Origin of the sequence: Mycobacterium sp. (assembly GCF_965230835.1) — a bacterium.
GTDB lineage: Bacteria > Actinomycetota > Actinomycetes > Mycobacteriales > Mycobacteriaceae > Mycobacterium.
The window spans coordinates 4,485,948-4,510,137 of the sequence record NZ_CBDDLW010000002.1; the positions used below are offsets into that span (position 1 = coordinate 4,485,948).

The following is a 24,190-nucleotide window of genomic DNA, read 5'->3' on the forward strand; positions in this document are numbered from 1 at the left end:
CTATTTCCCGGTTACTGCGCGGGCGGAAGTTCACGCGGCCCATCCGGTAAACGCAATTCTTGCGGGCCATCTCGCTCAACCAACTGCCGATGGCTCGCATGGTCACTCGGCCCGGGCGAAACGTTCGGCAGATCGGCCGCGAGATCCAACGACGGACACGCATCATTGGTACTCACGTGGCCGCAGTTGCCGGAGTCATCTTCACCACGAGGCGATACAGTTCGGTTGGTGTCGGCTGACGTATCCGCAGCTGGCGATTCCAACTGCGGCTGCTTGACGTGGTCGGAGCTCTGCGAATTGATCGTCACCTTGTGCGTGCGCTTGAACGAAAACGCGACTTCTTCAACCTCTTCAAAAACTTGACGCGCGGTGCGTAGCGGCTGAGTTGTGTGGTCGATAACCTGCGCTACAAATGACGGCATCAACGGACGAATCCACCGCGCCGCGGCTTTGGTGGCATCCGGGATCGAGGGGATGAGCGGCGTGCCGCGCTCCTCTCCAGATTCCTGACGCTCAATGGCTCCTTCCAGTACCGGTTGGCACTCCAGGACGCCAGCCTGCGCATCCCGAGCCCCGGCGGGCAGTTGGACGACGTCCCGTCCCACGTCGTCCGCCTCGGCGGCTGCCGGCAGATACACGGTTTCTCGCACTGGCTCGACGACGCCGCGAGCCGAGGTGCGCACCGGCCCATGGAGTGCCTCGACGACCCGACGGTGTTGCTGCTCGCGGTCGATTTCGGTTTGAGCCTCGATCGCGAGGCGGGTCCGGGCCAATTGCTGATCGGCCCACATGATTTCAGCGGCGCGGCGAACTTCGGCCCGTTTGATGGCGATAGCGGTGTCAGCTTCCAACTCGGCACGTTCCCGCTTCGCGCGAGCGGCCGCGTGCCGATCGTGGGTCGTTTCACCCCGCCACCGTCGCAGGATCAGCGGCAGTAGGTACAACAGCACGAAGAAGCCGATGGTGAGCAGCCGCAGGATCAGCACACTGAGGCTAGCGAAGGTCAAGTCGTTCATTGCCACCCAACGCACGCCTAGACCGCGCCTACTGTCTGCTACCACCGCGCGGCGCGCTTGGGCAATGGCTTCCTCGTCACCGGCGACCTTGGCCTCCAACGAGGGTGCCCGACGGTCGCGGTTAGCCAGTGCCGTGTCCAATTCGCGCTGAGCGTCGGCAAGAAGCTCATTTGCTGTTCGCGCCTCAGGCCCTCGACCTGGTACGCCAGTAATCCGGGTCTGCGGACACGCCGGTGTGGGGTTGTATTCGCAGCGTGCAACCACCAGGGCTGCGTCCAGGTGCCCACGAGCTTGTTCAACCGCGTTGTCGAGCGCCGAACGCGCATTCCGCGTCTGTGCCAGTGCGGAGACTGCTGCGACTACGGCCGGGGTCGAGTCGGCATTGCGGACAGCCTCTTCATCGAGCTTGTCGTTGATTGACGTAGAGAACAACACGACTGCGGCGAGCTCGCCAACGACAGCACCGAGCGCAACCCCTATAGCAGCGCGTCCCGCAGTACCGAGCCAAGCCCGGCCAGGTCCGCCGACCATGCCGCGGGTCACCGCACCGACCAACAAACCGAACACGAGGGCCAACGCGGTGCTGGCCGCAAACGGCCAGCCCGCCGATTCGTTGACGACCAAACTGGCAACCAACCAGGCAAGCACAGCCCCCAGCAGCACAACGGATCCGGCGACCGCGTGCGTGGAACGCTCGTGACGCTCACCGAGTTCGCGCCAGTCACCGCCCCCAAACCAGGTGAGCAGTCCCTCGATACGGGATACGGCCGAGCGCTGTGCAGGAACTTCGTGCGCGCACATGGGACTCCAAACACCTCCAGTACTGCAAACCTGGTAGTACCACAAGACTGGCAGGCCGCAGCCCGACACACCGAATTGAAATGGTTTCCTGTGGCGTGGTTCACAACCCGACGGAGCGGAGTGCGGATAGCAGCGCCGCAATAGCGATCCGAACCCGTACAAACTGGCTCAGAAGCCAATTTCTGGCGACGCGAGCCGATTGGTATCGGTTACGGCAGGTGACATGAGACGGTATATGCCTATGCAAAACCACGACTACCTGACCTACGAAGAGTTTGGCCGCAGATTCTTCGAGGTCGCCGTCACCCCGGACCGCGTTGCCGCCGCGTTCGCCGATATCGCGGGCAGCGAATTCGCAATGGAACCGATCGCTCAAGGGCCCGGCAAGATCGCCAAAGTCAGCGCGAAAGTCAAAATCGAAGACCCCCGAGTGACGCGTCGCCTTGGTGACCTCATCACATTTGTCATTCACATCCCGTTGACCATAAATATGCTGCTCGACCTACGACTCGACAAACAACGATTCGTCGTCACCGGCGATATCGCATTGCGCGCCACCGCACGCGCGGCCGAGCCGCTACTACTGATCGTCGATGTATCGAAACCACGGCCTTCCGACATCACTGTCAACGTGTCGTCCAAATCCTTCCGCGGCGAGGTGCTGCGCATCCTCGCCGGCGTTGACGGCGAAATCCGGCGCTTCATCGCCCAGTACGTCGCCGAAGAAATCGACAAACCTCACTCCCAGGCCGCGCAGATCATCGACGTGGCAACCCAGTTGGATGCCGCTTGGACCGGCCCCGGACCGTAGAGCGTCGTCCAGCACCAAGACAAGCAACTCAGCAGGCGAACGCATCTCCAACACCGTCCGGTGGCGGCACCGACCGCAGGCATCCGAACGGCTCCACACCATTGACGCCCAGCCGGACCGCCGATTGGTGCGCATAGTTCACACAAACCACGGCGTCTTGGCCGGCGCGACAACGGTAATCGCTGAATGCCAACGAATCCCCGTTCGCCAGTTCGGGGCCATTGCCGTCGATGAATGGTCCCGGGTCAGCATGCGCCGAACCGACCTGCAGACTCATCCCGTCGAAGTCGACCCAGCCGCCTTTCCACTCGCCATAGGCTGTGGCAGGGCTTGGCGGCGGGTTCTGCAGAGCCACCAGACACGCCAGCGCGTTGTCGGCGTGCTTCGAGTCCGTCACGCATGCCACGGCGCCTGCCGCGACGCTGAAAGCGATATCTTTGCCGACCTGCGTCGTCACTCCGTCACGACTCACACTGTGATAGGGCTCGGGATCGGCGGCGTGACCTGCCTCAATCCAGCCAATGACGTCGACCATGGGCGTGCCGCCAGCTGGCATGGCCGACCGTGCCGCCGAGGACGCAGTGGGCGGCATCCCGGAGGTCGAGGTTGTCGAGGCGGTGGTCGGCGATTGATGTGAACCTCCAAAGGTGTGCGAACATCCCGCAATCAGCAATATCGCTGCGACGAGTGTGGCGATCCGCATCTAACCAGGCTAGTCGCCACACACCGAATTCAGAGACTGCGCGGGCCAGGCGCCCATTGAGTCGGCTACCGTCTGTTTATGCACGAGCGCATCGTCCACGCGCAAACAGCCACCGGCACCGTCGAGGGGTTTACTCGCGACGGCGTAAACCGCTGGCGGTCAATCCCGTACGCCAGACCGCCGGTGGGGCCACTGCGATTCCGGGCGCCGAAGCCCGCCCAGCCCTGGTCGGGCGTACGGCACTGCCATGGCTTCGCCAACTGCGCACCGCAGCAGCGCCGCTACACCATGCTCGGAGTTGGCAAATATCAGCCGATGAGCGAGGACTGCCTAACGCTCAACGTGGTCACCCCTCAGGGCGCCTCCACTGAATCACTCCCGGTTATGGTCTTCATTCACGGCGGTGGTTACATCTTGGGCAGTTCGGCTACCCCGCTCTACGACGGTGCGGCACTGGCCCGCGGTGGTTGCGTGTACGTGTCGGTCAACTACCGAGTCGGCGCACTCGGTTGCCTGGACCTTTCGTCACTGTCGTCAAAATCTGGCGAGGGCGTCGTCTTCGATAGCAATGTGTACCTGCGCGATCTGGTAATGGCACTGCGCTGGGTCCAGGACAACATCGCCGAATTCGGCGGCGACCCGTCAAACGTCACCGTGTTCGGCGAGAGCGCCGGCGCCCACATCACCGCCACGCTGATGGCAGTGCCAGCCGCCGAAGGTCTTTTCGCCCGGGCGATCTCGGAAAGCCCCGCTGCGGGCATGGTGCGTTCGCGAGAAGTAGCCGCCGAGTTTGCCACACGGTTCGCCCATCTGCTCGGAGCGCGCACCCAAGATGCCGCCAACGCGCTGATGCATGCATCTGCGGCAGAACTTGTTGAAACCCAACACCGCTTGATCGATCAGGGCTTGCAGAACCGGCTGGGCGCCTTCCCGATTGGGCCAGTTTTCGGTGACGACTACCTGCCCCTTGACCCCGTCGAGGCTATAGCGGTCCGGTGCGGCGCACCAAGTGCCTCTCATCGTAGGAACAAATGCCGAAGAAGGCCGGTTGTTCACTCGTTTCCTCAGAATGTTACCGACAAACGAAGCGATGGTCGAAGCACTGTTGGCGGATACAGAACCCGCTGCCCGCGAACGTATTACCGCCGCATACCCAAATTATCCCGAGCCGGAAGCGTGCATCCAGCTCGGCGGCGATTTCGCCTTCAGTTCGGCTGCCTGGCAAATCGCAGAGGCGCATAGCTTATATGCACCTACCTACCTGTACCGCTACGACTATGCGCCACGCGCGCTGCGCTGGGCGGGCTTTGGAGCCACGCACGCCACCGAGCTATTTGCTGTTTTCGACATCTATCGCACCAGATTCGGCGCGCTGCTGACCGCTGGGGCCGATCGGCGGCCGGCGCTGCGGGTCAGCAACGAGGTACAACGACGCTGGCATGATTTCAGCCGCTGCGGTGTCCCAGGCGACGACTGGCCAACCTATTCGCACACCGACCGCGCCGTCATGATTATCGACCGCAAGTGTCGCATCGAATTTGATCCACACCAGCATCGTCGGATGGCGTGGGACGGTTTCTCCCTAGCGCACTGAACTTGATCATGTCCAATATCGACCGGGCCGTTGAACATCTAGACGCCAGTTTGCCCGTGAGCATGGAGCGGCCTGCGCGCTACGAACGACCGCCCTGGCCTGGGCCCGATGGGTGGAATGGAGCCGCAGCCCGCCAGGAAAGCCGCAGTGACGGGGCGGCCGCGCGGGCGTCGTGACTTCGGTGAGATTCGGCGGCCCGGGCCGATTTCGCCGGCGACGATAGGGTGGACTTTGTGCGGGCGTTGATCATCGTCGACATGCAGAACGACTTCTGCGCGGGCGGCTCACTGCCTGTGCCTGGTAGTGATTTGCTGGCCCCCGCGATCAACGCCTACCTGGCCGGTAGGCCCGGCTATCATCACGTTGTGGCCACCAAGGACTACCACGTCGACCCTGGTGACCATTTCTCCGACCATCCGGATTACTTGTCGTCGTGGCCGCCGCACTGCCGCGCCGGAAGCGCCGGCGCCGATTTACACCCCGGCCTTGACCGCGGCCCGATCGACGCTGTTTTCTACAAAGGCGCTTCCGCGGCCGCATACAGCGGCTTCGAGGGAGCTGACCAGAACGGGACACCAATGCTGGAGTGGCTACGGCAGCACGGGGTCGATGAGATCGATGTGGTGGGTGTTGCCACAGATCACTGTGTCCGGCGGACCGCAGAGGACGCAGCACGGAACGGCTTCGCCACCAGAGTCCTCATAGACCTGACTGCGGGCGTGTCGGCTGGCACGACTGAACAGGCGCTAGCGGAGATGCGTACCGCCAACATCGCGCTCGTGGAAGCCGGCTGATGGCGTCTCCGCAACGAAGCGATCTCATTGCCGCAGTAGAGCGGTCACCACGCGCCGCCGCCGCCCATGACCGAGCCGGCTGGGTAGGACTGTTCACCAGCGACGGCCGGGTGGAAGATCCGGTAGGTTCGCGGCCACACGTCGGGCACGAACAGATCAGCCGTTTCTATGACACATTCATCGGTCCTCGCGACATAAAGTTCCATCGCGATCTCGACATCGTCTCCGGCCACGTCGTGTTGCGTGATCTCAAACTCGAGGTGACCATGGGCTCGGCGGTGACGATGTTCATTCCCGCGTTCCTTCGTTATGACCTTCGCGAGGCAAACAGCGAGTGGCAGATTGAGGCGCTGCGGGCATATTGGGAGTTGCCAGCGATGATGCTGCAGTTCCTCAGAACCGGACCAGGCGCGGTGGCGCCCGCTCTGCAACTCACGCGAGGGTTGTTGGGCAACCAGGGTTTGAAAGGCGCCGCAGGTTTCATATCCGGCTTTCGCCGGCCGGGGGCGCGTCATAAGGCGCTAGTGACGACATTCTTGCGAGCTGTCGCACAAGGGGACAGAATCCGCGCCGCCGAGGCACTGTCAGCCACTGCCACAATAACTTTGGGCGATGACGAAATCGTAGGTATTGCCGGGCTGACCGAGCACCTTAAGGACGCACGCTGGATGAAGATCAACGGCGCGGGATCCACGGTGACGGTTTCGGTCACCTCAGATCACGGCCGTGGCATTATCTTCGCCGACGTGGCCCGGCGCGGTGATCAGATCAACCGAATCCGGTACTTCACGAGCTGATCGCGCGAGCGGCCGACGACAGCCGTTGCCGTCTTCTGTCCAGATTCCTGTATCGCGGTCCTCCCTGGCACTCCGGAGCAGAAAACACCTATATCGCGTGGCGGCTACTCGGAGTCGCCACCCCATTCGCACGCCCCACAATGTGTGGTCCGACCACCCAGCTCCGGTGTTGATAGAGCAACTATGCCGAAAATGACCGTTGCATCGCGACTGATACCGATATATCGTTCTGCATCGATAGCCCGGGTTGGCGCGTCCTTCGCCCAAGTGGACGACGTGAGCGCAGTCGACTAGAGAAACCGCTGCCGTATCAAGACGGAGGTGCAACCGATATGAGTCTCGACCGGATAACTCGTCCACTGAGATTGGCCAAGGGCTCCCACCAGCCAGGATCAGGCAAGGGGTGCGCAATGAATGCGATTTCTTACATAAACGGGGACTCGCAGATCACCGACTTCCCGCGATGCTCCGCCCGGCCGCTGTCTGCATTGGTCCAGTCCTGCAACGACCTACTCGCCGGACCCAGTGGTTACCTATCACCCGAGGACAGCGTGCTCGCCCTTGACCTCGCCTGGCAGACTGTCGGCACTTCGTGCGTAGGTCACACCGTGATCCACGCCTGGGTGGTTGAACTGCTGACCAGCCAGAGCTGGGGCCTGATTCAATACGCGACACTCGCGACCATCAAAGCAATCCGCGATATCGCCGAGTTGCACCGCAAAGCAGCCTTGGGCGACACGGCCTCCTGGCAAGCCTGGAATGACGCCGGTCAAGCTGCACGCACCGCCGCGCATACAGTCAACCCCGCCTTGAATCCCGCGGGACTTTGCGCAATCCAAACCGCAAGCCAGTCGACCGCCCTCGTCGAGGATCATTTTCGCGCCATGTTGGACGCCGTGACTGCTAGCGCTCTAAACACCCACGCGCTGGCCGCCAAAGGCGCCGCCGCCAGCCGAATCGTGCAAGTCACTCGACAGGCCATCGACTCGTGGCGGCGCCTGGCCCGGCTCGACCAATTCAACGCAATCTCCCCAGTCCCCGGCACCCACTCAGCGGCACACCGGGACGAATTCACCGACAACTTCACCACGAACGTCGCCTAGAGATCGACATCGATGTATCGATGAGCATCGAGACTCGACGAGCTGCTACCAGAGAGAGAAACGATATGACTCAAAGACAACCCCAAAGCACACCGCACCCCAGGCAGGCCGGCAACATGGGGGCGGAAGAGGCCATCAATAACCCTGCCCGGGGCCTTATCGGCGAAGACGTCGATTCGGGTTCCGTCGACCTGCCGACCGAACTGAATCAACTACTACGAGTAGTAGCGCAATCCGCCCACCAAGCCAGCGCCGAGCAACAGCGAGGCGTCCTGGCCATCCTCAACAAGGCTCGCCACGAGACTTGCGCGTGGGCCAAGGAAGCCGACTAGCTGCGGCCGGAGCCGAGACGACCGAACAGTCCTCGGATTTACCGAGCTCTTAGCTGTCGCGCCGCTGGCGACTCAACTGGCGTCGACAGCGATCCGAACCGACTGACCCGAACGAAAAATCAGCGGAAAGAGTACGAAAATAGTTGCGGTAAAGGGTTTTTCATATGTTTACAGAGGTTTGCATCAGCCGGGCTAACGAGTCTGTTGAGTGCCGACAAGGCCGAGTCCACCGTGGTGACCAATGGTGGCCCAGAAAGCTGCATTTGCGTGCCGCTGCCCAGCGCAGTCAGTCCGCCGCGCAAGGAATCGCAGCACGTGCACCTCACGTAGCGGTGATCGCATTCTCAGTTGTGTGCGGTGCACTTCTGCTGGCGAGCGCAGTCGCTCCTGGCTCTGCGCGCGCCGATCCGTTCATTCCATGCCCGGTCAACACTCCTTGCAGTCCACCACCACCGATCTGGGGGCTACCGCCACCACCGGCGTGGGGACCACCACCACCGCCACCACCGGCGTGGGGACCACCACCACCAGTCTGGGGACCACCACGATGACCGGCCGTCCGGTGACCGCAACGAAATCGGATCAAGCATTCGACGTGCGGCTTAGCCACTCAAATAGTTCACCGGAATAGAAAACCGCCACAAGCATTTCCGCGATACGTTCGGCGCGCCACAGCTGTGCTAGACCGGGTAACTTCCTAATATTGCAACGTGATGGATCGCTATGGAACCGACGTCCTTGCCGGGGGAGGGCGGCCCAAAAAACGTTCGGTTGAGCATCAGGTCGAACTCGGTTTGGTAGTCGAGGACGCGCAGACCGGCTATGTCGGCGCGGTTGTCCGAGTCGAATACGGTCGCGTCGATCTGGAAGACCGGCACGGTAAGACTCGGGGTTTTCCGCTCGGACCGGGGTATCTCATTGATGGCCGGCCGGTGATCCTCACCGCACCGCGGCGTTCTGCGCCGGCTGCCACATCCCGTACAGCGTCCGGCTCGGTGGCCGTGCCGGGTGCGCGGGCTCGCGTTGCTCGCGCCAGCCGGATCTACGTCGAAGGCCGGCACGACGCCGAGCTCATCGCCCAGGTATGGGGCGAGGACTTGCGTATCGAAGGTGTTGTAGTCGAGCATCTTGGTGGCGTAGATGACCTCGTGAACATCGTCGCCGAGTTCAAGCCCGGGCCAAGATGTCGGCTCGGCGTACTAGTAGATCATCTTGTCGCTGGCTCGAAAGAGGCGCGAATCGCCGATGCGGTACGCCGCGGGCCCGGTGGCACCGACACCCTGGTTGTCGGTCACCCGTATGTCGACATTTGGCAGGCTGTGAAGCCGCACCGCCTCGGCCTCACAGCCTGGCCAACGGTGCCACGGCACACCGAGTGGAAGCACGGAGTCTGTGCTGCCCTCGGTTGGCCGCACGCCCGGCAAGCGGACATCGCTCGCGCGTGGCAACGTATCCGTTCGAGGGTCCGCGACTGGAACGACCTGGAGCCGGCGTTGATCAGCCGGGTCGAAGAGCTGATCGACTTCGTGACGCAGCCAGCCGTATAGCCTGGCCCGCGACGCACCGTTGCGCCCAATCGCAGTCACTCGGGGTCGCACGTCACTGCTGTTCGCTATAGATCTCCCATAGCATCGGGGGCAGACTGACCACATTGCCGCTGCCGACCGGCCGCACACCAGTTCCTAACGCAAGGAGGGTGATATGTCGGGCACTACCAGGCACGGGATTCTTGTTGGCGTTGACGGGTCAGCAGCATCCGATGCGGCAGTGGCATGGGCAACCCACGAAGCCTTCATGCGCCGACTCCCTCTGACGGTGTTGCACGTCGTCGCTCCGGTAGTTGTCGGATGGCCAGTGGGCCAGTTGTACCCGGATATGACCGAGTGGCAACAAGATAATGCACGACACGTCGTCACTCAGGCGCGGGAAGCGCTCACCGCTAATCTCGGTGAATCGGAGACGCCGACAGTTTGCACCGAGGTGGTTTTCTCCAACGTTGTGCCAACACTCATCGCTGCTTCCCAAGAGGCATCGATGATCGTGGTCGGCAGCCAGGGGATGGGCGCGTTAGGGCGACTGCTGCTGGGCTCAATCAGCACGGCGCTGTTGCACCATGCGCATTGTCCGGTTGCCATTGTGCATTCCGACAATGGCGCGGGTCCTGACTCGAGTGCGCCTGTGCTGGTGGGCATCGACGGGTCGCCGACGTCCGAGGAGGCAACGGCCCTGGCATTCGACGAAGCATCCCGCCGCGGAGTGGACCTCTTGGCATTGCACTCTTGGAGCGATCTGGGCATGTTCCCTGTCGTGACAAGGGACTGGTCGGAGCGCCAGAATCGCGAAGAAGAAGTTCTCGCCGAGCGCCTGGCCGGGTGGCAGGAGCAGTACCCGGATGTCCGCGTGCACAGGTCGCTGGTCTGCGCCAAGCCCGCCCGGTGGCTGCTGGAGCAGTCCGAAGGCGCTCAACTTGTGGTAATCGGCAGCCACGGTCGCGGGGGGTTTTCCGGCATGCTGTTGGGCTCGGTGAGTTCGGCAGTGGCCCATTCGGCGAAAGTGCCGGTGATTGTGGTCCGCCGTAGCTAGCCAGCGGACCCAGTATCTGCGTTCCACGCAGCTCCATCACCCGCAGCATAGAAAGGGCCTTTGGTCCCCTACAGAAGGGCCTTTCTGCGGCGGCCGAATCAACCAGCGATCTGTAGTTTGATGCTCGTGACCTATGTGATCGGTAGAGAGTGCGTGGACGTCATGGAAAAGTCCTGCGTACAGGAATGCCCTGTCGACTGCATCTACGAAGGTGCGCGGACGATGTACATCAACCCCGACGAGTGCGTCGATTGCGGTGCATGCAAACTGACGTGCCACGTTGGGGCGATTTACTGGGAAGGCGACCTACCAGACGAACAGCACCAGCATCTCGAAGACAACGCGGCGTTTTTCCGCCGCCCCCTGCCGGGCCGGGAAGCGCCAGTTGGTTCGCCAGGCGGCGCCGGAGAGGTAGGCCCAATCGGGGTCGACACGCCGTTGATCGCCGCGATGCCCCCGGCCGGTGCATGACCACAGAGGAACACGAAATATCCACACCTATGAAGCGCCTAGGAATTGTCGTCGGGGTGGATGGCTCGCCGGCATCAAGCGCCGCGGTCCGGTGGGCCGCCCACAACGCCGCGATGAGAAATATTCCGTTGACCGTGGCGCATGTGGTGAACGCCGACGTGGCTACCTGGCCCCCGCTGCCATACCCGGATACGTGGGGCGGCTGGCAGGAGGACGAGGGGCGCAAGGTCGTCGCGGACGCAGTCAAGATTGCCCAAGAAACCAAGACGTCCGTTCATAAGCTCGTCGTTACCAGCGAACTCATTTTTTCGGCGCCGGTGCCGGCTGTCATCGAGCTGTCACACGAGGCCGAGATGATGGTTGTGGGTGGCTCAGGCCGCGGAGCGCTGGCCCGAGGTTTGCTCGGTTCGGTCAGTTCGAGCCTGGTGAGGCGCGCAAGTTGCCCCGTCGCTGTCATCCACGACGTCGATTCGCCACCTGCGCAGAACGCTCCTGTGTTGGTGGGCATCGACGGCTCGCCAACGTCGGAGTTCGCAACTCAGGTCGCTATCGACGAGGCATCACGACGCGGCGTCGAGTTGATCGCGGTCCACGCATGGAGCGACGTCGAGGTGGTGGAACTTCCTGGCCTGAACTGGTCGGCAGTGAAAGCGCAGGCAGAACTCGACCTGGCTGAACGACTAGCGGGTTGGCAGGAACGCTACCCCGACGTGACATTGTGCCGCGTTGTCGTGTGCGATCGCCCGGCTCGGCAACTCGTCGAAAGGTCGGCAGCTGCCCAACTTGTCGTCGTCGGCAGCCACGGCCGAGGTGGATTCTCCGGTATGTTGCTGGGGTCGGTCAGCAACGCGGTGCTGCACTCCGTGCGGGTCCCGATTATCGTGGCACGCCCGTCCTGAGCGTCGGTGACTGCTGATAGCCGAGGCGCGCAACCCCACCGCCAACTTCTGGTCGGTCGACTGGCGTGATGCCAGCATCTAGAGCAGCCATGACCCAGGAGGCCGCGATGGTCGCGACTCCATGGTCACCGTGGGGCCGTCTCGCGGCGATGTCTATCAGCCGATCGGCGCCCTACGAATGCCATGTCCCTGACGGCCAGATTTGTGATGTATGTGGCTCGATTTGGGCTCGACGAGATCGACCAACGGATCTCAAATGCCCGAATGGTCCTGTCCATCAAGAGAATCGGACCGTCGTGCGCTGGGTGCCAAGGTCGATGGCCCCGTCATCAGTGGCAACAGAGGCTTCGACGATGTCCCCGCACTGCAGATAGTTCGGATTATGTGCCTGCCGTTTGAAGAAGGCCTTCCACCTGACCGCTGGTGGCAACAGATTGCCGATAATCTCCACCGGCCTCCGCGGAGCCGTCAATGCGGCGCCGACCGGAGTACCCGTGAGGACCAGATCTCCGGGAGCGAGTTCTTGGAATTGGGTGAGCGACTGCAATGCCTGCAGCGGCCGATGCAGCATGTCCTGCTCGACCAGAGCGTTCTGCCGCTCTTTGCCACCAACGCTTAGGCGCAGCCTCAGGTCACCGAAGCGGTTGAACTCGGCGGCGTCGAGCAAGACCAGCGCCGGCCCGACCGGAGTAAATGTCGGGTATGACTTGGCCTCGTAGAACTGTGTCCGCGGCAGCTGGACGTCCCGCGCCGACACATCATTGGCCACCACCAGGCCAGCCACGAACTCAGCAAGATCCACTTCCGAAACGCTTGTGCCGACGGGGATTGGCCGTCCGATTACCAGACCGATCTCCACTTCGTAGTCGAGCAGTTGAACGTGACGGGGCTTGACGATGTCGTCGAACGGGCCGCTAATCGACGCGGAAGCCTTCCGGAAGAAAGTCAGCGGGATCGACGTACGTCCCTTGCCTGGGCGCCTGACCTGCGACCTGAAGTTGGTCATTTGAGCTACTACCCGGCACGGTCGGGTCACCGGCGAAATCAGAGCCAGACTCGCGACAGCAACGACCGTACCGCCGCCGTCGGCCGCGACTCCGATCGCGGCGCGGTCGGCCAGCAGCTGAGCGGTCGTTGTCGCCATGGTGGAGATCTTGGCGGCGCCCGACGGCGTCTCGACCCACCAGGCGTCGGCAGTGCGAAGCACGGAAACGGCCATCAGATACCTACTTTCGGTAGGCCGATCAGACGGTCCGCGGCTAACTCATTACTTCGGCGAAGTGAGTTCGTCGTCGGATCTATCACCATCTGTGAAGATTAAAACGGACAAATTCGTCTTACATGGCATAGCGCTCAGACGTGTCGCGATCCCCAAAATTGAAGCCCAAGTCCCGGTCGGCGACTTGTCATGCTATTTAGCTCTTCGCGGCGCGCAACGCCACCAGTACGACCCCGAAAGCGAAAACCAGCCCGGTCGCCCACGGGAATCGCCCGTCCGGTGCGAAGCCTGCGGCGGCGATGAATGCCAGACCCAACGCCGCTATCGCCGCGCCGGCAAACAGGATCGGTTCGGCTACGCGGTCGACCAAGGGCACATTCAGCTCAGGCAGCGGAGCTGCAAAAAAACGGCGTCCCCACCACAGGAGAAGCATCTGGATTGCTGCCACAACGCTGACGATGACCACCCACTCCAGCCGAACCAGCCACCATTGCTGAGTTCCAACGGCCGGTTGCGGCAACAGGCCCGCAGGATAAGCGGCTAGTGCCACGATCACCACGGGCATCATGTGCCAGAGGTACAGAGCCATCACATTGTTATTTCCGATAGACAATGCCCGCCGGACCAGATTTTGGCCCAACCTTCGGTTGAGTTCCGACGCGAGAGCCATCGCTATGCCCGCCTGCGCACATGCGAAGGCCAGCATCGCCGCCGACGGCGGTGCGGAGTTCTGCACCGCCTGCCCCGGAACGCCGATCATACTCATCGGATAGGGGCCCAACCAGACCAACAGCGCTAGCGCGACTGCTGACCCGGTACCCAACACGACGGGTCTGTGTCCGGCCAACAGCCCGCCGCGCCAAGCGATTCCAAGCTGGTAGAGCGCTCCCCAACACAGCAAGTAGTTCAGCTGACCCAGATGAGGGAGGTGGCTGCCAAGCGAGACGACGTCGACCGCGGCAGCTGCGGCCGCCAGCACTGCGGGCACCAGAAGTCCCCAACGACGTTGCGCGGCAACAGCGATGGGCGTAAGCGAGACGACTATCAGGTAAACCGCAAGGAACCACAAGTGCATCGCCACCGCCCAACCCGCATACTTCAGCGCTGAACTGGCGGTGCCGACGATGTTCAGAGTTACGACAACCGCTGACACCAGCCCGACGTACACCGCTGTCGGTCCAAGGACTCGGGAGAGCCGACGCTGAAGCCATTCCCGGCGCGACATACCAGCGGTGTCGTGACGGTGTTGCCACGACACCGCGCCGGCATAGCCGGCTACCAGGAAGAACACCGGAACCGCTTGGAACGGCCAAGTCAGCCACTGCGTCCAGGGTTGATCGACGAGCGGGTTCTGTCGGCCGAAGGATCCGTCGCGATAAGTCACAGATGCCGCCAGCCAATGCCCCAGCACGATCAGGACAACACCCGAAACGCGGTAGAAGTCGACCGCCAGATTACGCGCTGGTGGCGCTGTGTCGGTGGGATCCATCAGGGTTCTACGTAAATGCGGTGCACTCGGGCGAGGCTACTCGTTTCTATTTCTCAGATCGATCTGTTGCGCAGCAAAACGATCGTCCGCATATCGTTATCTACGGTGAAATGCATACTGATGACGTGGCGCTGGCAATCGAAATGGATGCTGCCAAAACAGGCCAATACACACACCGATCGGTTGACACTGCTGCCGGGTCAAATACCTCTAAGTAGTTGCGACAGCCGCGTTTGCGCGTCCTGCATCTGTTCAAAGGCTGCTCGCAGATTCTGAGCCGCGTGTTCTATGGCGTTGATGATCTGTTCGTTGATCTGCTCAAGTTCGCGAAGCCGTTGCTGGGATGCCTCCCGTGCGGCACCACGCGATGTCGCGGCCAACGTCGACCGGGCAAGCTTTACCCGACGCAAGAGTCGTTCAGCTCGCTGCCGCATCTGGTCGAGTTGTTGCGCGCTCGCTTCGCCCTTGGCGAAGTCGTACACGATCTGATTTGACGCCCCGGGCTCGGCGGATCGGGCGAACAGGGCGCTGCGCCGTGGTCGTGCCGGCGGAGGGTGCTCCCGATGATCCTCGGGCAACCTAAACCGGACGTGGCGCTCACCTCGGTTAGGAATCTCTTGGTTTTGTCTGCCTCGTGCAGCCTCCAGCGCGGCGCCGTCTTGATCAATTGAGGTACCCACGTAATCGTAAGCAAGCCGATTGAGGGGAGGTCGGTCCGTCGGGGATGGGGCAGCTTGGTTCCCACCGCCGTTCCTATTGAGTCCAGCATTGTTCGTCGCGCCGGTGGCATCGAACAGCGCATCGGTGTAGGCCCTGGTTGTGCGTCGGTACAGAGCATTCCACCCCTCGGGGTCACTGCGAAGACCATCGAGGGTGCTGATCAAGCCGTCGCGGGTTCGGTCGAAGTACTCCGGCGGCGCCCAGCGAGCTCGTGTGTCGAGGTTGGCAACGGTGTGGTTGCTAATGGAGTTGTCGGCCTGAGTTCTGAGTTTGTTGGCCAGCTTGGCTCGGTTGCCGAGCATATCGCGGCGAGCGACAAGCAGCCTGGCTTTAGCGGCCGCAAGCTCGGCGTCATCGGGATTTACGCTCAGGCGGGCGACTGTTGCAGCCGCAGCGTCGGCGCGGCGGCCCGCTGCGTGGATGTCCGACAATCGCAATTGCTCGGATTCACCGAACTTGGCAGCGTTGCGTAAGGCCACAAAACCGCGGTTAGTTTGGTAATCCAGATCATTGAGCCCTTCGCGGCCGACCAGCCACGCAGCCGGATTATCGTCAATACGATTGATGTCTACCTCGGTGAGGCTGGCTAGGTCAGCGAAGTCCGCCTGATGCTCCACGATCCCTCGCAAGGTCGCGTCTCATCGCTGGTGTAAATGGTCACGGGCGTAGGTTCCGTCGCAACCGACGAAAGCTATGAAGGAGGGGCTACGCCCGTGACCAAGCGAGTATCGCCGATTGAGCGTGTGCGTGTTGAGATGGATCAGTTGTTCGCCGCGACCGAGCGGCCGTTGACCGAGATTTTGGAGGAGGTCGGGCGGTTATCGGTGCGTCTGGTGTTTCAGGTCGCCGTGGAGGCCGAGGTAGAAGCAGTGTTGGGCCGAGCCCGTCACCAGCGTCGGGTTCAGGACGGCCCGGGCGGGTACCGCAATGGGTATCAACCGCCGGCGACGGTGAAGACCACGATGGGCTCGGTCGAATTATGCCGCCCGAAACTACGCGACACCGACGAGCGGTTCTGTTCGCGGCTATTCGGTGCCGGGGTGACGCGCACCCACGCTCTGGAGGCGTTGGTGATTTCGGGATGGGTGCGCGGTTTGTCGGATCGCGACATCGAGGCCGCGTTGGCCGAGGTGCTGGGCTCGCAGGCGGCGTTGTCGCGCTCGACGGTGAGCCGGATTTGTGCGGCCATCAAAGACGAGTTCGCTGCGTGGTCGTCTCGACGCCTTGATGAGCTGGTGTTGGACTACCTGTTCTTGGATGCCTCGAACTTTCGGATGCATCCCAACGCCCCGGCCGAGCCGGTGCTGGCCGCCTGGGGCATCTGCACCGACGGCAAGCCCCTGTTTATTGGGCTGGCCCCAGCCGCAGCGGAGTCGGCTGATGCGTGGGCCGACTTCTTGGCTGACCTGAGGAACCGGGGACTACGCCCGCCGCTACTGGGCATCTCCGACGGGGCGCCGGGCCTGATCGCCGCATGGGAGACCACGTTTCCGGCAAGCCTGCGTCAGCGGTGTCTGATCCATCGCTGCCGTAACGTCATCGCCAAGACACCTGTCGCGGTCCAGGACGAGATCAAAGCCGCGTTCTGGTCGATCTTCGATGACATTGACCAGCCACCCGGCCAGCAGGCCGTGGATGAAGCCACCCGCCGCGCCGAGGAGTTCACCACCACATACCGCGGGCTCTACCCAGCCGCGGTCGCTTGCCTGGCCAACGACTTCGCCTCGCTGAGCGTGCATTTGCGCTTCCCCCGCCAACACTGGACACGCATCCGCCATTCCAACCTCATCGAACGCACCTTCGGAGAATCCCGTCGCCGGGTCAAGGTCATCGGCCGCCTACCCGGCGAAACCAGCTGTCTGTCGCTGGTATGGGCCGTCCTCGACCGCGCCAGCCGCGGCTGGCGCGGAGTCACCCAAACATCAGCGACCAGCCGCCACCTCCAAGAACTACGCCACCAACTGCTCGAGCCACCCCGCCCACTGCATCCCCCCACCACAACAACCACGACCGACACCACCGCCGCGTAACATGACCACCAGGAACATGCGCCCAGCGTTTTTACACCAGTCCTAAGACGCCACCCCTCGCAAGGTCGCGGCTTGATGCGGAAGTTCTGCGGCTTCGGCGGTATCGGCGAGGTTGTTAAGGGTGTCTTGGCCATAGGTGCTGGCGCCGAGCCGAGCGAAGTTAGCCGCTAGGTCTTGTTGGGCACGCAGTTCAGCCTCGTAGGCGGTCCGGGCACGAAGGGCGGATTCTTCGAGGTTGATCCCGATGCCGTAGTTCGAGGGATCGCTCGACTGCCGGACCGCTTCGTTGACGTCGGCGACATTCTGCGCAAACCGGCCCATAATGGCTGGGTCAACAGCATCTACGAGCCGGCCGAGATCCGAGGCCAAACCACCAGGGGCATCCCCATCGGGGTCCGGCTGTGGGTGAGTCATGGCACTTCCCGAACTATCTTCGTCTAACGATCGGATTTCACTGCCGAGTTGTACCGCACTAGAAAATAGTGCGCAACCAGCTTCGCCACTTCCGGTCGCAATCGCTGTCCGCATGCTTGGGCAGCCGAGCGAAAGGTGGTGCTACCACGCTCGGTCTGCGTGCCGTCGCGAAGCACCGAGGGCCTCGACGAACCGGTCCACGATCCGCCGGCTGACGTCGTTCCGCAGCAATCATGGATAGACACCATGCCTACGGTACTGACGCCGAGGATGACATGCCGGTCCCGAATGCCGAATTCGACAGCATATTTCGAGCAACGCAGTCTGTGCCCAGCGCGCACGAGCACTCGTCGTTATGCGGCCGGACGGAAGTACTTAAGTTGCTCCAGGGCAGAGATTACGGTCGCGGCGAAACCCATTCGCTCGGCAGATTGTTTCATCACTCATATGCTCGATGACGATCAGTAGTCTGCACAGACCGCCATTTCGGCGCAGATCGAGAGGATGACAGTGGGGGAGCAGTTGCAGTCAGCGTCCTTCGAGGCGCGCTATGGCCCTTGGGCCCTCGTAGCCGGAGCATCCGATGGCATCGGCGAGTGCTTCGCGCGCGGTCTGGCGCGGCGGGGTGTGAACGTCGTTCTTCTTGCTCGCCGCCAACGCGTTCTCGAAGACCTCGCGAAAGCGATTAGCGACGAACACGGAGTCGACGTGCGCGTCGTGGTCGCCGATCTGACGGCCGATGACATCGACAAGCGTGTAACACAACAGACGCGCGACGTGGATGTGGGCCTGCTGGTCTACAACGCCGGCGCGGTCCACGGAATGACTCACTTTCTCGACCAGCCCGCAGAGCGGCTGCTCGAGCTGGTGAGGCTCAATTGTCGGGGACCCGTGACACTCATCCATCGTTTCGGAAGCGAGATGCGCAAACGCCGGCGTGGCGGGATTCTTCTCATGACCTCAATGTCGGCCCTCGCTGGTAGTGCCTATACGGCGACCTACAACGCGACGAAGTCGTTCGACCTGATCCTGGCCGAAGGGCTGTGGCACGAACTAGCGCCAGATGGAATCGATGTTATGGCAGCGGTGGCGGGCGCGACCAAAACGCCAAGCATGGCGGCCGCACACCCTGCATTCGAGGAGTTCCCGAACGTCATGTGCGCTGAAGACGTGGCCGAGGGCGCGCTGACAAACCTCGGCAAGGGCCCGGTGTGGGTGGCCGGCGAGCATAATCGTGCGGCAGCCCAAGCAGTCTTGCCGATCTCACGGGTGGGGCTTGTGAACTTGATGAGCCGCACCGGCGCCGAACTGGGCAAGCTCACTTTCCACGAGACAAAGGGGCTTGACTTCTATGAGATGTAGTCGGGCGGCGTGGGTTCGGCTGCAGCAGAGCGGGTCACCATGGTGGTGAGCACGCTGGAGGCCAAGGAGGAGATTCGGGCAGTCCTGGCCCGGTACTGCCGCGCGATCGACCGGATGGACAAGCAACTGGCGTACGACGTGTGGCATCCGGACGGCACCGCCAACTACGTCGGGAATTTCGAAGGCACCGGTCGTGGCTTCGTGGACTGGGTCTGGCACGTACACACCGCGATGCAGCGACACACCCACCAGATCGCCAATACGCTCATCGAGGTTGATGGCGACCAGGCGCGCAGCGAGACGTACGTGACGGTGACGCTCTGGCCTCGCGACATGGAACGCGTCGAGATTTCGGTGCGCGGACGTTACCTTGATAGTTGGTCGAGACGCGAAGGGCGTTGGGCTATCGACCATCGGACCCATCTTGTGGATTTGCAAAGCACACACGAAGCGTCGAGGGCGCCAGCCAGCGAAGCTTCCTGCCGAAACACCGTCGACGCGTCGTACGCACTTTTTGATTTCAGCAAGCAACACGGGCCGCCACGGGGTGAGGCTTAAGCTGCGCTCGAGCTGATAGAGACTACTTCGGCCAGCTTCTGCGCAAGTTGCTGGGTGACGGCGAAAATCGGACCACCGAGACGCGACCCTGGGTACCATCCGGGTAGCTGTCCTGGGTTTTCGCGCCACCTCGTATGGGAGCCGCCGATGTCATCGTATGTGATTGCAGCACCGGAAGCTTTTGCCGCGGTATCGACGGACTTGATTGGGATAGGCGAGACAATCAGGGGGGCCGCCGTGGCAGCGGCGCCCTCGACGACGACGATTCTCACAGCGGCCAGCGATGAGGTATCGACGGCTATCGCGAGTCTTTTTGGCAGCCACGCCCAAGAGTTTCAGGCGTTGAGTGCGCGGATGTCGTCGCTTCATAACCAGTTTGTGCGTGCGTTGAGTGAGGCTGGCGCCGCGTATGCCGCGGCTGAAGCCGCCAATGCGTCGCCGCTGCAAGCGCTGCTGGAACAGGCCAAAAGCCTGGGGCTTTCGTCACCTGTCGAGTGGCGAACAGGGCAACTGCCGTTCGGTAATCGCGCCGCGGCCGCCGGTACTGAACCGATCGGCCTCAATCAGACGAGCACACTGCTCGGCTCCGGCACGAACGAGGTGAGCCTCGGCGGGACGGTCAACTACGCTGCCACCGAGGCGCTGGCTGCCCCTGCTACCGGAGTCAAGACAGGGTTTTCTTTCCTGAAAGTTCCGATCGGCCCGGGTTCCTTCCTGGGAATTCCTTTCGGGTTTGAATACCCGGCACCCGCGCGCTGGTATTTCCCGACGCAGGCGGACGGTTCGGTGAACGCCGACGGTGTTGTCTACCTGCAGCACGGATTCGGGGCCATTGGCGGGTTCTACCAGCCGCTGGCCATGGAGCTGGCGCAGCAAACGAATAGCATCGTCGTCACCCCGACCGTGCCATCAATACCGTTGCCGTTCGGCACCTGGATCGGCGGCACAGGACTGCAGCAGGGCGTGGGGTCGTTGTTCCTCGGCGACCAAACTGCACTGAACCTCAGCGCGAATCAAGCCGGTTACCAGGGCACGTTGCCGGAGGAGTTCGTCTTGACCGGGCATTCCGCTGGTGGTGGCCTCGCCGCGGCCGCCGGGGGCCATTACGTCGCGGCGCTCGGGGCAAACACCGCCGCCAACGATCTTCTTGGCGTGGTGATGTTCGACGGGGTCTCATTAGATTCCGCGGACTTCGCGGCTTCGATAGCAAACTTGAAGACGTTGGATATCCCTGTCTATGGGGTATCAGCGCCTCCGCAGCCGTGGAACGCTTTCGGTGCGACCACGAATCAACTGGTCAGCCTGTATCCGGGGCAGTTCGTCGGGGTCGAGATTGTCAACGGCTCGCATGTCGACTCGCTGCTGGGCGGAAATCAACTCATCGATTTGCCGGCCCAGCTGCTAACCGGGTTCTCTCCACCCGGTGCCACAGCGGCCGTGTACTCCTTGTCCTCTGGCTGGATCAACGATCTGTACGCAGGTGCCAGCCCGACCGATCCGATATACGGCGTCTACGGGCCTACCGGCGGCTACTTGCCGCCCGGCGGCCAACAGATCAACCTAGGCCAAGCCACCGGGGTTGTCCTGCCGGTCTGATCAAGCGCGACGCACAGCAACGGGTCCACGCCAGCGTTTCCGCCCGTGGCGATGTTCTGTGGGGATAACCATTTAGGCGGCCCACTTTGCCAAATGGGGTTGGTGCAATTCAGAGCCGAAAGTCACCCAACCTGAGGACCAACGATCCAGCGATCGCCGCTAGTGAGCTGTCACCGCTGGCATCGCTGCGTCACGGTTGCGGGGTGGCTTCCCATGCACGCGGCACAACCATCACCGGTCGATGGCAGTGGTGCAGAGTGCCCATCGCGACACTGCCCAGCAAGACCTCGCGCGCACCCGAATGTCCACGCGTTCCGACAACCACTGCGGCTGCATCGTGATCACCGGCGGTCGCGATAAGTGCGTCCGAGATCGAACGCGCATGAGGACCATGGCGGCGCTCTATACGCAAGGCACGGACGTCAGGAGTTCCATCGCCGGCCGGATCGGGCGGCGGCGTTGCGTCGGCGTTTTCGTCGGCCCAGACCGGCAGCACGTTCCGCTCCGGAAACAGGCGTCGGGCGGTCGTCAACGCCGTTGCGGCTCCTGGTGAACCATCCCAACCGACTACCACTGGTCCATCGGGCAACGCTTCATACTCAGCCGCCAACATCGGATGGGGGATGACCACCACAGGCCGAGCACAGTAATGCACCACCATGTCGGCAACGCTGCCCAACACCGCCTTGGTGCCACCTAAGCCGCGGGAGCCGATCAGCACCAGGTCCGCCTGAGCCTCCTCAGCGGCTTGAGCGAAGCGCAACCCCTCTGCACCCCACGTCTGTTTCAAGAGCGGCTCGGCATCCCATCCTGCGGCCTGGGCCAGGGTCACCCCCGTCGACACAAGCTGTTGTGCCTGGAATTCGCCTTCGCGCTCGACCATTTCGCTCAACTCGTTGACGTCGCGAGCAATGGCGCGCAGCCGGCGACGCACTTTGTCACTGGCGAAGGGCGGGACCCACAGGTACGTGATACACCCATGCGCCCCGGGAAAAAGCGCCGCGCCGGCCTGGATAGCAACACTGGCCTCGGGTGAGCCGTCGTAGCCCACGATCACACGCAGCGGCATGACACAGCTCCTCATCAACTAGGCGAACGCTTTCGGGTGTTGGGCACTCGGTGCCGACCACTGAAATCTGGCCGGAATCGACAGCCGCCACCGCATGGCCTTCCCCGTCCGATCAACGCAGCGATCCGGCATGTGCAGTCGATTCTGACGCACGGCTGGACGCGTGGTGATTGCTTCGGACAACACAACCGATTATGCGAGCCGGGTGGCTTTGCTCGTTTGACCAGAAGAGTATTAATCTATTATCATCGATAATCGATGAATACGATCACGAAGGTTGACCGGGAAACAGCAGAGGTATGGGCGTCGTGGTTCCGGGCGCTCGGTGATCCAACGCGGGTACTGATCCTTCATCTGCTGGCCAACGCCACGGACCCGATGACCGTCGGTCAACTCACGGAGCGCCTCGATGTGGGCCAGTCAACGATTTCTCATCACCTTGCCAAGCTCGCTGACGTGCGTTTTGTTCTGGCCGATCAGCGAGGTACCTCAAGTCTGTGGCGGATCAATACCGACTGTCTGGCCTGTTTCCCCTCGGCGGTCGATGTGATCATGGGTCGCATACCCGCCGAGTTCATCACTGCCGTGGAGCACGCAAAATGACCAGCAGCGACACTCACCGTGAGCGCATCCACGACGACGTACGCGCCTACTACCGTCAGGCAGCCCGAGACGGCGCAAAAGAACTAGCCGCCGACGACCGCTGGGGGGCAAGCCACTACGACGACGACACCCTGGCGCAGGTCCCGGCGACCGCGGCCGACCTCTCCATGGGTTGCGGCAACCCGCACGCCATGGCGGACCTAAAGCCGGGCGAAACGGTACTGGATCTCGGCTCCGGCGCGGGCCTCGACGTGATTCTGTCGGCCAAACGAGTCGGCCCAACCGGCAAGGCGTTCGGGATCGACTTTCTTGACGAGATGCTCGCCATCGCGCGAACCAATGCCGAAAAAGCCGGCATCACCAACGTCGAGTTTCTGCACGGAATGATCGAATCCATCCCACTGCCCGACGCGTCAGTCGACGTCGTCATCTCAAACTGTGTCATCAACCTGGCTCCCGACAAAGGACCGGTTTTCGCCGAGATCGCCCGAGTGCTACGCCCTGGCGGCCGAGTCGCTATCTTCGACGTGGTCGCCGACGACGGAATCACCGCGCCCGCAGATGGCACCCAGTGGGCCGACTGCGGCGCCGGCGCGCTACAGCACCATGCCTACCTGCAGCTCTTAACCGCCTCGGGACTGGTCGAACCGCACATCGACTACACGCACGAGACCGGTCCGGGCCGACACGGTGCCATCGTCCGCGCCAGGCGCTCATGATGCGATCCGTCACGACTGCCACTCGCCTGGTATTCGTCTACAACGTAGACGCCACGCCAATGAGCATGCTGCGAGACATTTACTCGGCGATCTCGACTGGGGCTACCGACTGTCATCTGTGCGACATCACTTACTCCGGGCTCATCAAAGACAAGTCATGGCGCCGCTTCGTCGCCGATTTGAGCGTCGACGTCGACTTCCAGCTCAGATCGACATTTCGGGCAACTCACCCCGACCTAACTGACGTCGACTGTCCCGCAGCGTTTCTCGAAAAGGCCGAAGAATTGACCCAGCTACTTACGTCCGAGGACATCAACGCCGCCGGCGACCTCACCAAACTCAAGAACATCGTCACCGACGCGCTACGCCGACACGGGCTCTGAATCGGTTCATACGATCACAATGGCATTGGGGCACAGTCGCTCGCACCGCCTTAATGGCAGTTCACCATCCTGAATTGTTCTGCAGGCAATCGATGTACATCTGGAAAACGTCGCGCCCCCGCGC

The 24,190-nt window shown here is 62.3% G+C and carries 24 protein-coding genes and 1 pseudogene; 18 read left to right on the plus strand and 7 right to left on the minus strand.

From position 1 onward, the window contains the following. Positions 1-11: 11 nt before the first annotated feature. Positions 12-1,817 carry a DUF4407 domain-containing protein gene (locus ACO07W_RS20500; RefSeq protein ID WP_421845438.1) on the minus strand — a complete coding sequence of 602 codons (1,806 nt, stop codon included), beginning with the start codon at positions 1,815-1,817 and terminating at the stop codon, positions 12-14. Between the two features lie 241 nt (positions 1,818-2,058). Here ACO07W_RS20500 and ACO07W_RS20505 point away from each other — a divergent pair, with 241 nt between their 5' ends. After that, positions 2,059-2,628 carry a hypothetical protein gene (locus tag ACO07W_RS20505; protein ID WP_421846140.1) on the plus strand — a complete coding sequence of 190 codons (570 nt, stop codon included), beginning with the start codon at positions 2,059-2,061 and terminating at the stop codon, positions 2,626-2,628. A 28-nt stretch (positions 2,629-2,656) separates the two neighbouring features. Here ACO07W_RS20505 and ACO07W_RS20510 read toward each other — a convergent pair whose 3' ends face one another. Then, the gene (locus ACO07W_RS20510) at positions 2,657-3,331 is read right to left on the minus strand and encodes a hypothetical protein (protein ID WP_421845439.1); all 675 of its coding nucleotides are present in this window, start codon (positions 3,329-3,331) and stop codon (positions 2,657-2,659) included. 78 nt (positions 3,332-3,409) lie between these two features. Between ACO07W_RS20510 and ACO07W_RS20515 the strand changes: the two are divergent. The 10 genes and pseudogenes from ACO07W_RS20515 (at position 3,410) to ACO07W_RS20560 (ending at position 11,904) form a co-directional block, all read left to right on the plus strand. Continuing rightward, positions 3,410-4,925, plus strand: a pseudogene (locus tag ACO07W_RS20515) (carboxylesterase/lipase family protein). 233 nt (positions 4,926-5,158) lie between these two features. Then, positions 5,159-5,719 (plus strand): pyrazinamidase PncA, encoded by a 561-nt coding sequence (pncA, locus tag ACO07W_RS20520; protein WP_421845440.1) that lies wholly within the window; start codon positions 5,159-5,161, stop codon positions 5,717-5,719. Then, positions 5,719-6,516 (plus strand): ketosteroid isomerase family protein, encoded by a 798-nt coding sequence (locus tag ACO07W_RS20525; RefSeq protein WP_421845441.1) that lies wholly within the window; start codon positions 5,719-5,721, stop codon positions 6,514-6,516. Before pncA ends, ACO07W_RS20525 begins: the two co-directional genes overlap by 1 nt. 410 nt (positions 6,517-6,926) lie before the next feature. Beyond that, positions 6,927-7,619, plus strand: a complete 693-nt coding sequence (locus tag ACO07W_RS20530) for a hypothetical protein (RefSeq protein ID WP_421845442.1) — start codon at positions 6,927-6,929, stop codon at positions 7,617-7,619. A 65-nt stretch (positions 7,620-7,684) separates the two neighbouring features. Further along, positions 7,685-7,951 carry a hypothetical protein gene (locus ACO07W_RS20535; protein ID WP_421845443.1) on the plus strand — a complete coding sequence of 89 codons (267 nt, stop codon included), beginning with the start codon at positions 7,685-7,687 and terminating at the stop codon, positions 7,949-7,951. A gap of 418 nt (positions 7,952-8,369) precedes the next feature. Then, on the plus strand, positions 8,370-8,582 hold the full coding sequence (locus ACO07W_RS20540) for a hypothetical protein (protein ID WP_421845444.1): 213 nt from the start codon (positions 8,370-8,372) through the stop codon (positions 8,580-8,582). Between the two features lie 79 nt (positions 8,583-8,661). Next, complete coding sequence (locus ACO07W_RS20545; protein ID WP_421845445.1) at positions 8,662-9,498, plus strand: DUF3097 domain-containing protein; 837 nt, start codon at positions 8,662-8,664, stop codon at positions 9,496-9,498. A 154-nt stretch (positions 9,499-9,652) separates the two neighbouring features. Further along, the gene (locus tag ACO07W_RS20550; protein ID WP_421845446.1) at positions 9,653-10,534 is read left to right on the plus strand and encodes a universal stress protein; all 882 of its coding nucleotides are present in this window, start codon (positions 9,653-9,655) and stop codon (positions 10,532-10,534) included. Between the two features lie 126 nt (positions 10,535-10,660). Further along, positions 10,661-11,005, plus strand: coding sequence for a ferredoxin (fdxA, locus tag ACO07W_RS20555; protein ID WP_421845447.1), 345 nt, complete (start codon positions 10,661-10,663; stop codon positions 11,003-11,005). A gap of 17 nt (positions 11,006-11,022) precedes the next feature. Beyond that, positions 11,023-11,904: a universal stress protein gene (locus ACO07W_RS20560; RefSeq protein WP_421846141.1), complete on the plus strand. Its 882-nt coding sequence runs from the start codon at positions 11,023-11,025 to the stop codon at positions 11,902-11,904. A 277-nt stretch (positions 11,905-12,181) separates the two neighbouring features. Here the strand turns inward: ACO07W_RS20560 and ACO07W_RS20565 are convergent, their stop codons facing one another. The 3 genes from ACO07W_RS20565 to ACO07W_RS20575 all read right to left on the minus strand — a co-directional run bounded on the left by ACO07W_RS20565 (position 12,182) and on the right by ACO07W_RS20575 (position 15,961). Next, entirely contained in the window at positions 12,182-13,123 is a 942-nt protein-coding gene (locus tag ACO07W_RS20565) for a fumarylacetoacetate hydrolase family protein (RefSeq protein ID WP_421845449.1), read from the minus strand. Positions 13,124-13,319: 196 nt separating this feature from the next. Further along, entirely contained in the window at positions 13,320-14,612 is a 1,293-nt protein-coding gene (locus ACO07W_RS20570; protein ID WP_421845451.1) for an acyltransferase family protein, read from the minus strand. A 200-nt stretch (positions 14,613-14,812) separates the two neighbouring features. Continuing rightward, complete coding sequence (locus tag ACO07W_RS20575; protein ID WP_421845452.1) at positions 14,813-15,961, minus strand: WXG100 family type VII secretion target; 1,149 nt, start codon at positions 15,959-15,961, stop codon at positions 14,813-14,815. A 126-nt stretch (positions 15,962-16,087) separates the two neighbouring features. On the opposite strand from ACO07W_RS20575, the gene ACO07W_RS20580 reads away from it, so the two are divergent. Next, positions 16,088-17,362, plus strand: coding sequence for an IS256 family transposase (locus ACO07W_RS20580; protein WP_421840071.1), 1,275 nt, complete (start codon positions 16,088-16,090; stop codon positions 17,360-17,362). Positions 17,363-17,404: 42 nt separating this feature from the next. Here ACO07W_RS20580 and ACO07W_RS20585 read toward each other — a convergent pair whose 3' ends face one another. Continuing rightward, positions 17,405-17,776 carry a hypothetical protein gene (locus ACO07W_RS20585; RefSeq protein WP_421845453.1) on the minus strand — a complete coding sequence of 124 codons (372 nt, stop codon included), beginning with the start codon at positions 17,774-17,776 and terminating at the stop codon, positions 17,405-17,407. 504 nt (positions 17,777-18,280) lie between these two features. Between ACO07W_RS20585 and ACO07W_RS20590 the strand changes: the two genes are divergently transcribed. The 3 genes from ACO07W_RS20590 (at position 18,281) to ACO07W_RS20600 (ending at position 21,292) form a co-directional block, all read left to right on the plus strand. Further along, entirely contained in the window at positions 18,281-19,138 is an 858-nt protein-coding gene (locus ACO07W_RS20590) for an SDR family NAD(P)-dependent oxidoreductase (protein ID WP_421845454.1), read from the plus strand. 9 nt (positions 19,139-19,147) lie between these two features. Beyond that, positions 19,148-19,696 carry a nuclear transport factor 2 family protein gene (locus ACO07W_RS20595; RefSeq protein WP_421845455.1) on the plus strand — a complete coding sequence of 183 codons (549 nt, stop codon included), beginning with the start codon at positions 19,148-19,150 and terminating at the stop codon, positions 19,694-19,696. A gap of 147 nt (positions 19,697-19,843) precedes the next feature. Beyond that, positions 19,844-21,292 carry a PE family protein gene (locus ACO07W_RS20600; RefSeq protein WP_421845457.1) on the plus strand — a complete coding sequence of 483 codons (1,449 nt, stop codon included), beginning with the start codon at positions 19,844-19,846 and terminating at the stop codon, positions 21,290-21,292. A gap of 190 nt (positions 21,293-21,482) precedes the next feature. Here ACO07W_RS20600 and ACO07W_RS20605 read toward each other — a convergent pair whose 3' ends face one another. Continuing rightward, positions 21,483-22,361: a universal stress protein gene (locus tag ACO07W_RS20605; RefSeq protein WP_421845458.1), complete on the minus strand. Its 879-nt coding sequence runs from the start codon at positions 22,359-22,361 to the stop codon at positions 21,483-21,485. Between the two features lie 258 nt (positions 22,362-22,619). Here ACO07W_RS20605 and ACO07W_RS20610 point away from each other — a divergent pair, with 258 nt between their 5' ends. From ACO07W_RS20610 to ACO07W_RS20620, 3 genes are read left to right on the plus strand one after another with little or no spacing between them, the layout of a single operon-like run. Continuing rightward, positions 22,620-22,964 carry an ArsR/SmtB family transcription factor gene (locus ACO07W_RS20610; RefSeq protein ID WP_421845459.1) on the plus strand — a complete coding sequence of 115 codons (345 nt, stop codon included), beginning with the start codon at positions 22,620-22,622 and terminating at the stop codon, positions 22,962-22,964. After that, a complete protein-coding gene (locus ACO07W_RS20615; protein WP_421845460.1) occupies positions 22,961-23,683 on the plus strand; it encodes a methyltransferase domain-containing protein in 723 nt (240 codons plus the stop codon). Before ACO07W_RS20610 ends, ACO07W_RS20615 begins: the two co-directional genes overlap by 4 nt. Further along, the gene (locus ACO07W_RS20620; RefSeq protein WP_421845461.1) at positions 23,683-24,066 is read left to right on the plus strand and encodes a hypothetical protein; all 384 of its coding nucleotides are present in this window, start codon (positions 23,683-23,685) and stop codon (positions 24,064-24,066) included. The genes ACO07W_RS20615 and ACO07W_RS20620 overlap by 1 nt, the downstream gene beginning before the upstream one ends. Positions 24,067-24,190 lie beyond the last annotated feature (124 nt).

What these genes read in the sequence shown, in the direction of transcription:
- ACO07W_RS20500 (WP_421845438.1), bottom strand. Translation starts at nt 1,817, where the DNA reads ATGTGCGCGCACGAAGTTCCTGCACAGCGCTCGGCCGTATCCCGTATC.
- ACO07W_RS20540 (WP_421845444.1), top strand. Translation starts at nt 8,370, where the DNA reads ATGCCCGGTCAACACTCCTTGCAGTCCACCACCACCGATCTGGGGGCT.
- ACO07W_RS20565 (WP_421845449.1), bottom strand. Translation starts at nt 13,123, where the DNA reads ATGGCCGTTTCCGTGCTTCGCACTGCCGACGCCTGGTGGGTCGAGACG.
- ACO07W_RS20585 (WP_421845453.1), bottom strand. Translation starts at nt 17,776, where the DNA reads ATGACTCACCCACAGCCGGACCCCGATGGGGATGCCCCTGGTGGTTTG.
- ACO07W_RS20505 (WP_421846140.1), top strand. Translation starts at nt 2,059, where the DNA reads ATGCAAAACCACGACTACCTGACCTACGAAGAGTTTGGCCGCAGATTC.
- ACO07W_RS20580 (WP_421840071.1), top strand. Translation starts at nt 16,088, where the DNA reads ATGGATCAGTTGTTCGCCGCGACCGAGCGGCCGTTGACCGAGATTTTG.
- ACO07W_RS20530 (WP_421845442.1), top strand. Translation starts at nt 6,927, where the DNA reads ATGAATGCGATTTCTTACATAAACGGGGACTCGCAGATCACCGACTTC.
- ACO07W_RS20570 (WP_421845451.1), bottom strand. Translation starts at nt 14,612, where the DNA reads ATGGATCCCACCGACACAGCGCCACCAGCGCGTAATCTGGCGGTCGAC.
- ACO07W_RS20535 (WP_421845443.1), top strand. Translation starts at nt 7,685, where the DNA reads ATGACTCAAAGACAACCCCAAAGCACACCGCACCCCAGGCAGGCCGGC.
- ACO07W_RS20620 (WP_421845461.1), top strand. Translation starts at nt 23,683, where the DNA reads ATGCGATCCGTCACGACTGCCACTCGCCTGGTATTCGTCTACAACGTA.
- ACO07W_RS20600 (WP_421845457.1), top strand. Translation starts at nt 19,844, where the DNA reads ATGTCATCGTATGTGATTGCAGCACCGGAAGCTTTTGCCGCGGTATCG.
- ACO07W_RS20590 (WP_421845454.1), top strand. Translation starts at nt 18,281, where the DNA reads ATGACAGTGGGGGAGCAGTTGCAGTCAGCGTCCTTCGAGGCGCGCTAT.
- ACO07W_RS20615 (WP_421845460.1), top strand. Translation starts at nt 22,961, where the DNA reads ATGACCAGCAGCGACACTCACCGTGAGCGCATCCACGACGACGTACGC.
- ACO07W_RS20610 (WP_421845459.1), top strand. Translation starts at nt 22,620, where the DNA reads ATGAATACGATCACGAAGGTTGACCGGGAAACAGCAGAGGTATGGGCG.
- ACO07W_RS20510 (WP_421845439.1), bottom strand. Translation starts at nt 3,331, where the DNA reads ATGCGGATCGCCACACTCGTCGCAGCGATATTGCTGATTGCGGGATGT.
- ACO07W_RS20605 (WP_421845458.1), bottom strand. Translation starts at nt 22,361, where the DNA reads ATGCCGCTGCGTGTGATCGTGGGCTACGACGGCTCACCCGAGGCCAGT.
- ACO07W_RS20550 (WP_421845446.1), top strand. Translation starts at nt 9,653, where the DNA reads ATGTCGGGCACTACCAGGCACGGGATTCTTGTTGGCGTTGACGGGTCA.
- ACO07W_RS20525 (WP_421845441.1), top strand. Translation starts at nt 5,719, where the DNA reads ATGGCGTCTCCGCAACGAAGCGATCTCATTGCCGCAGTAGAGCGGTCA.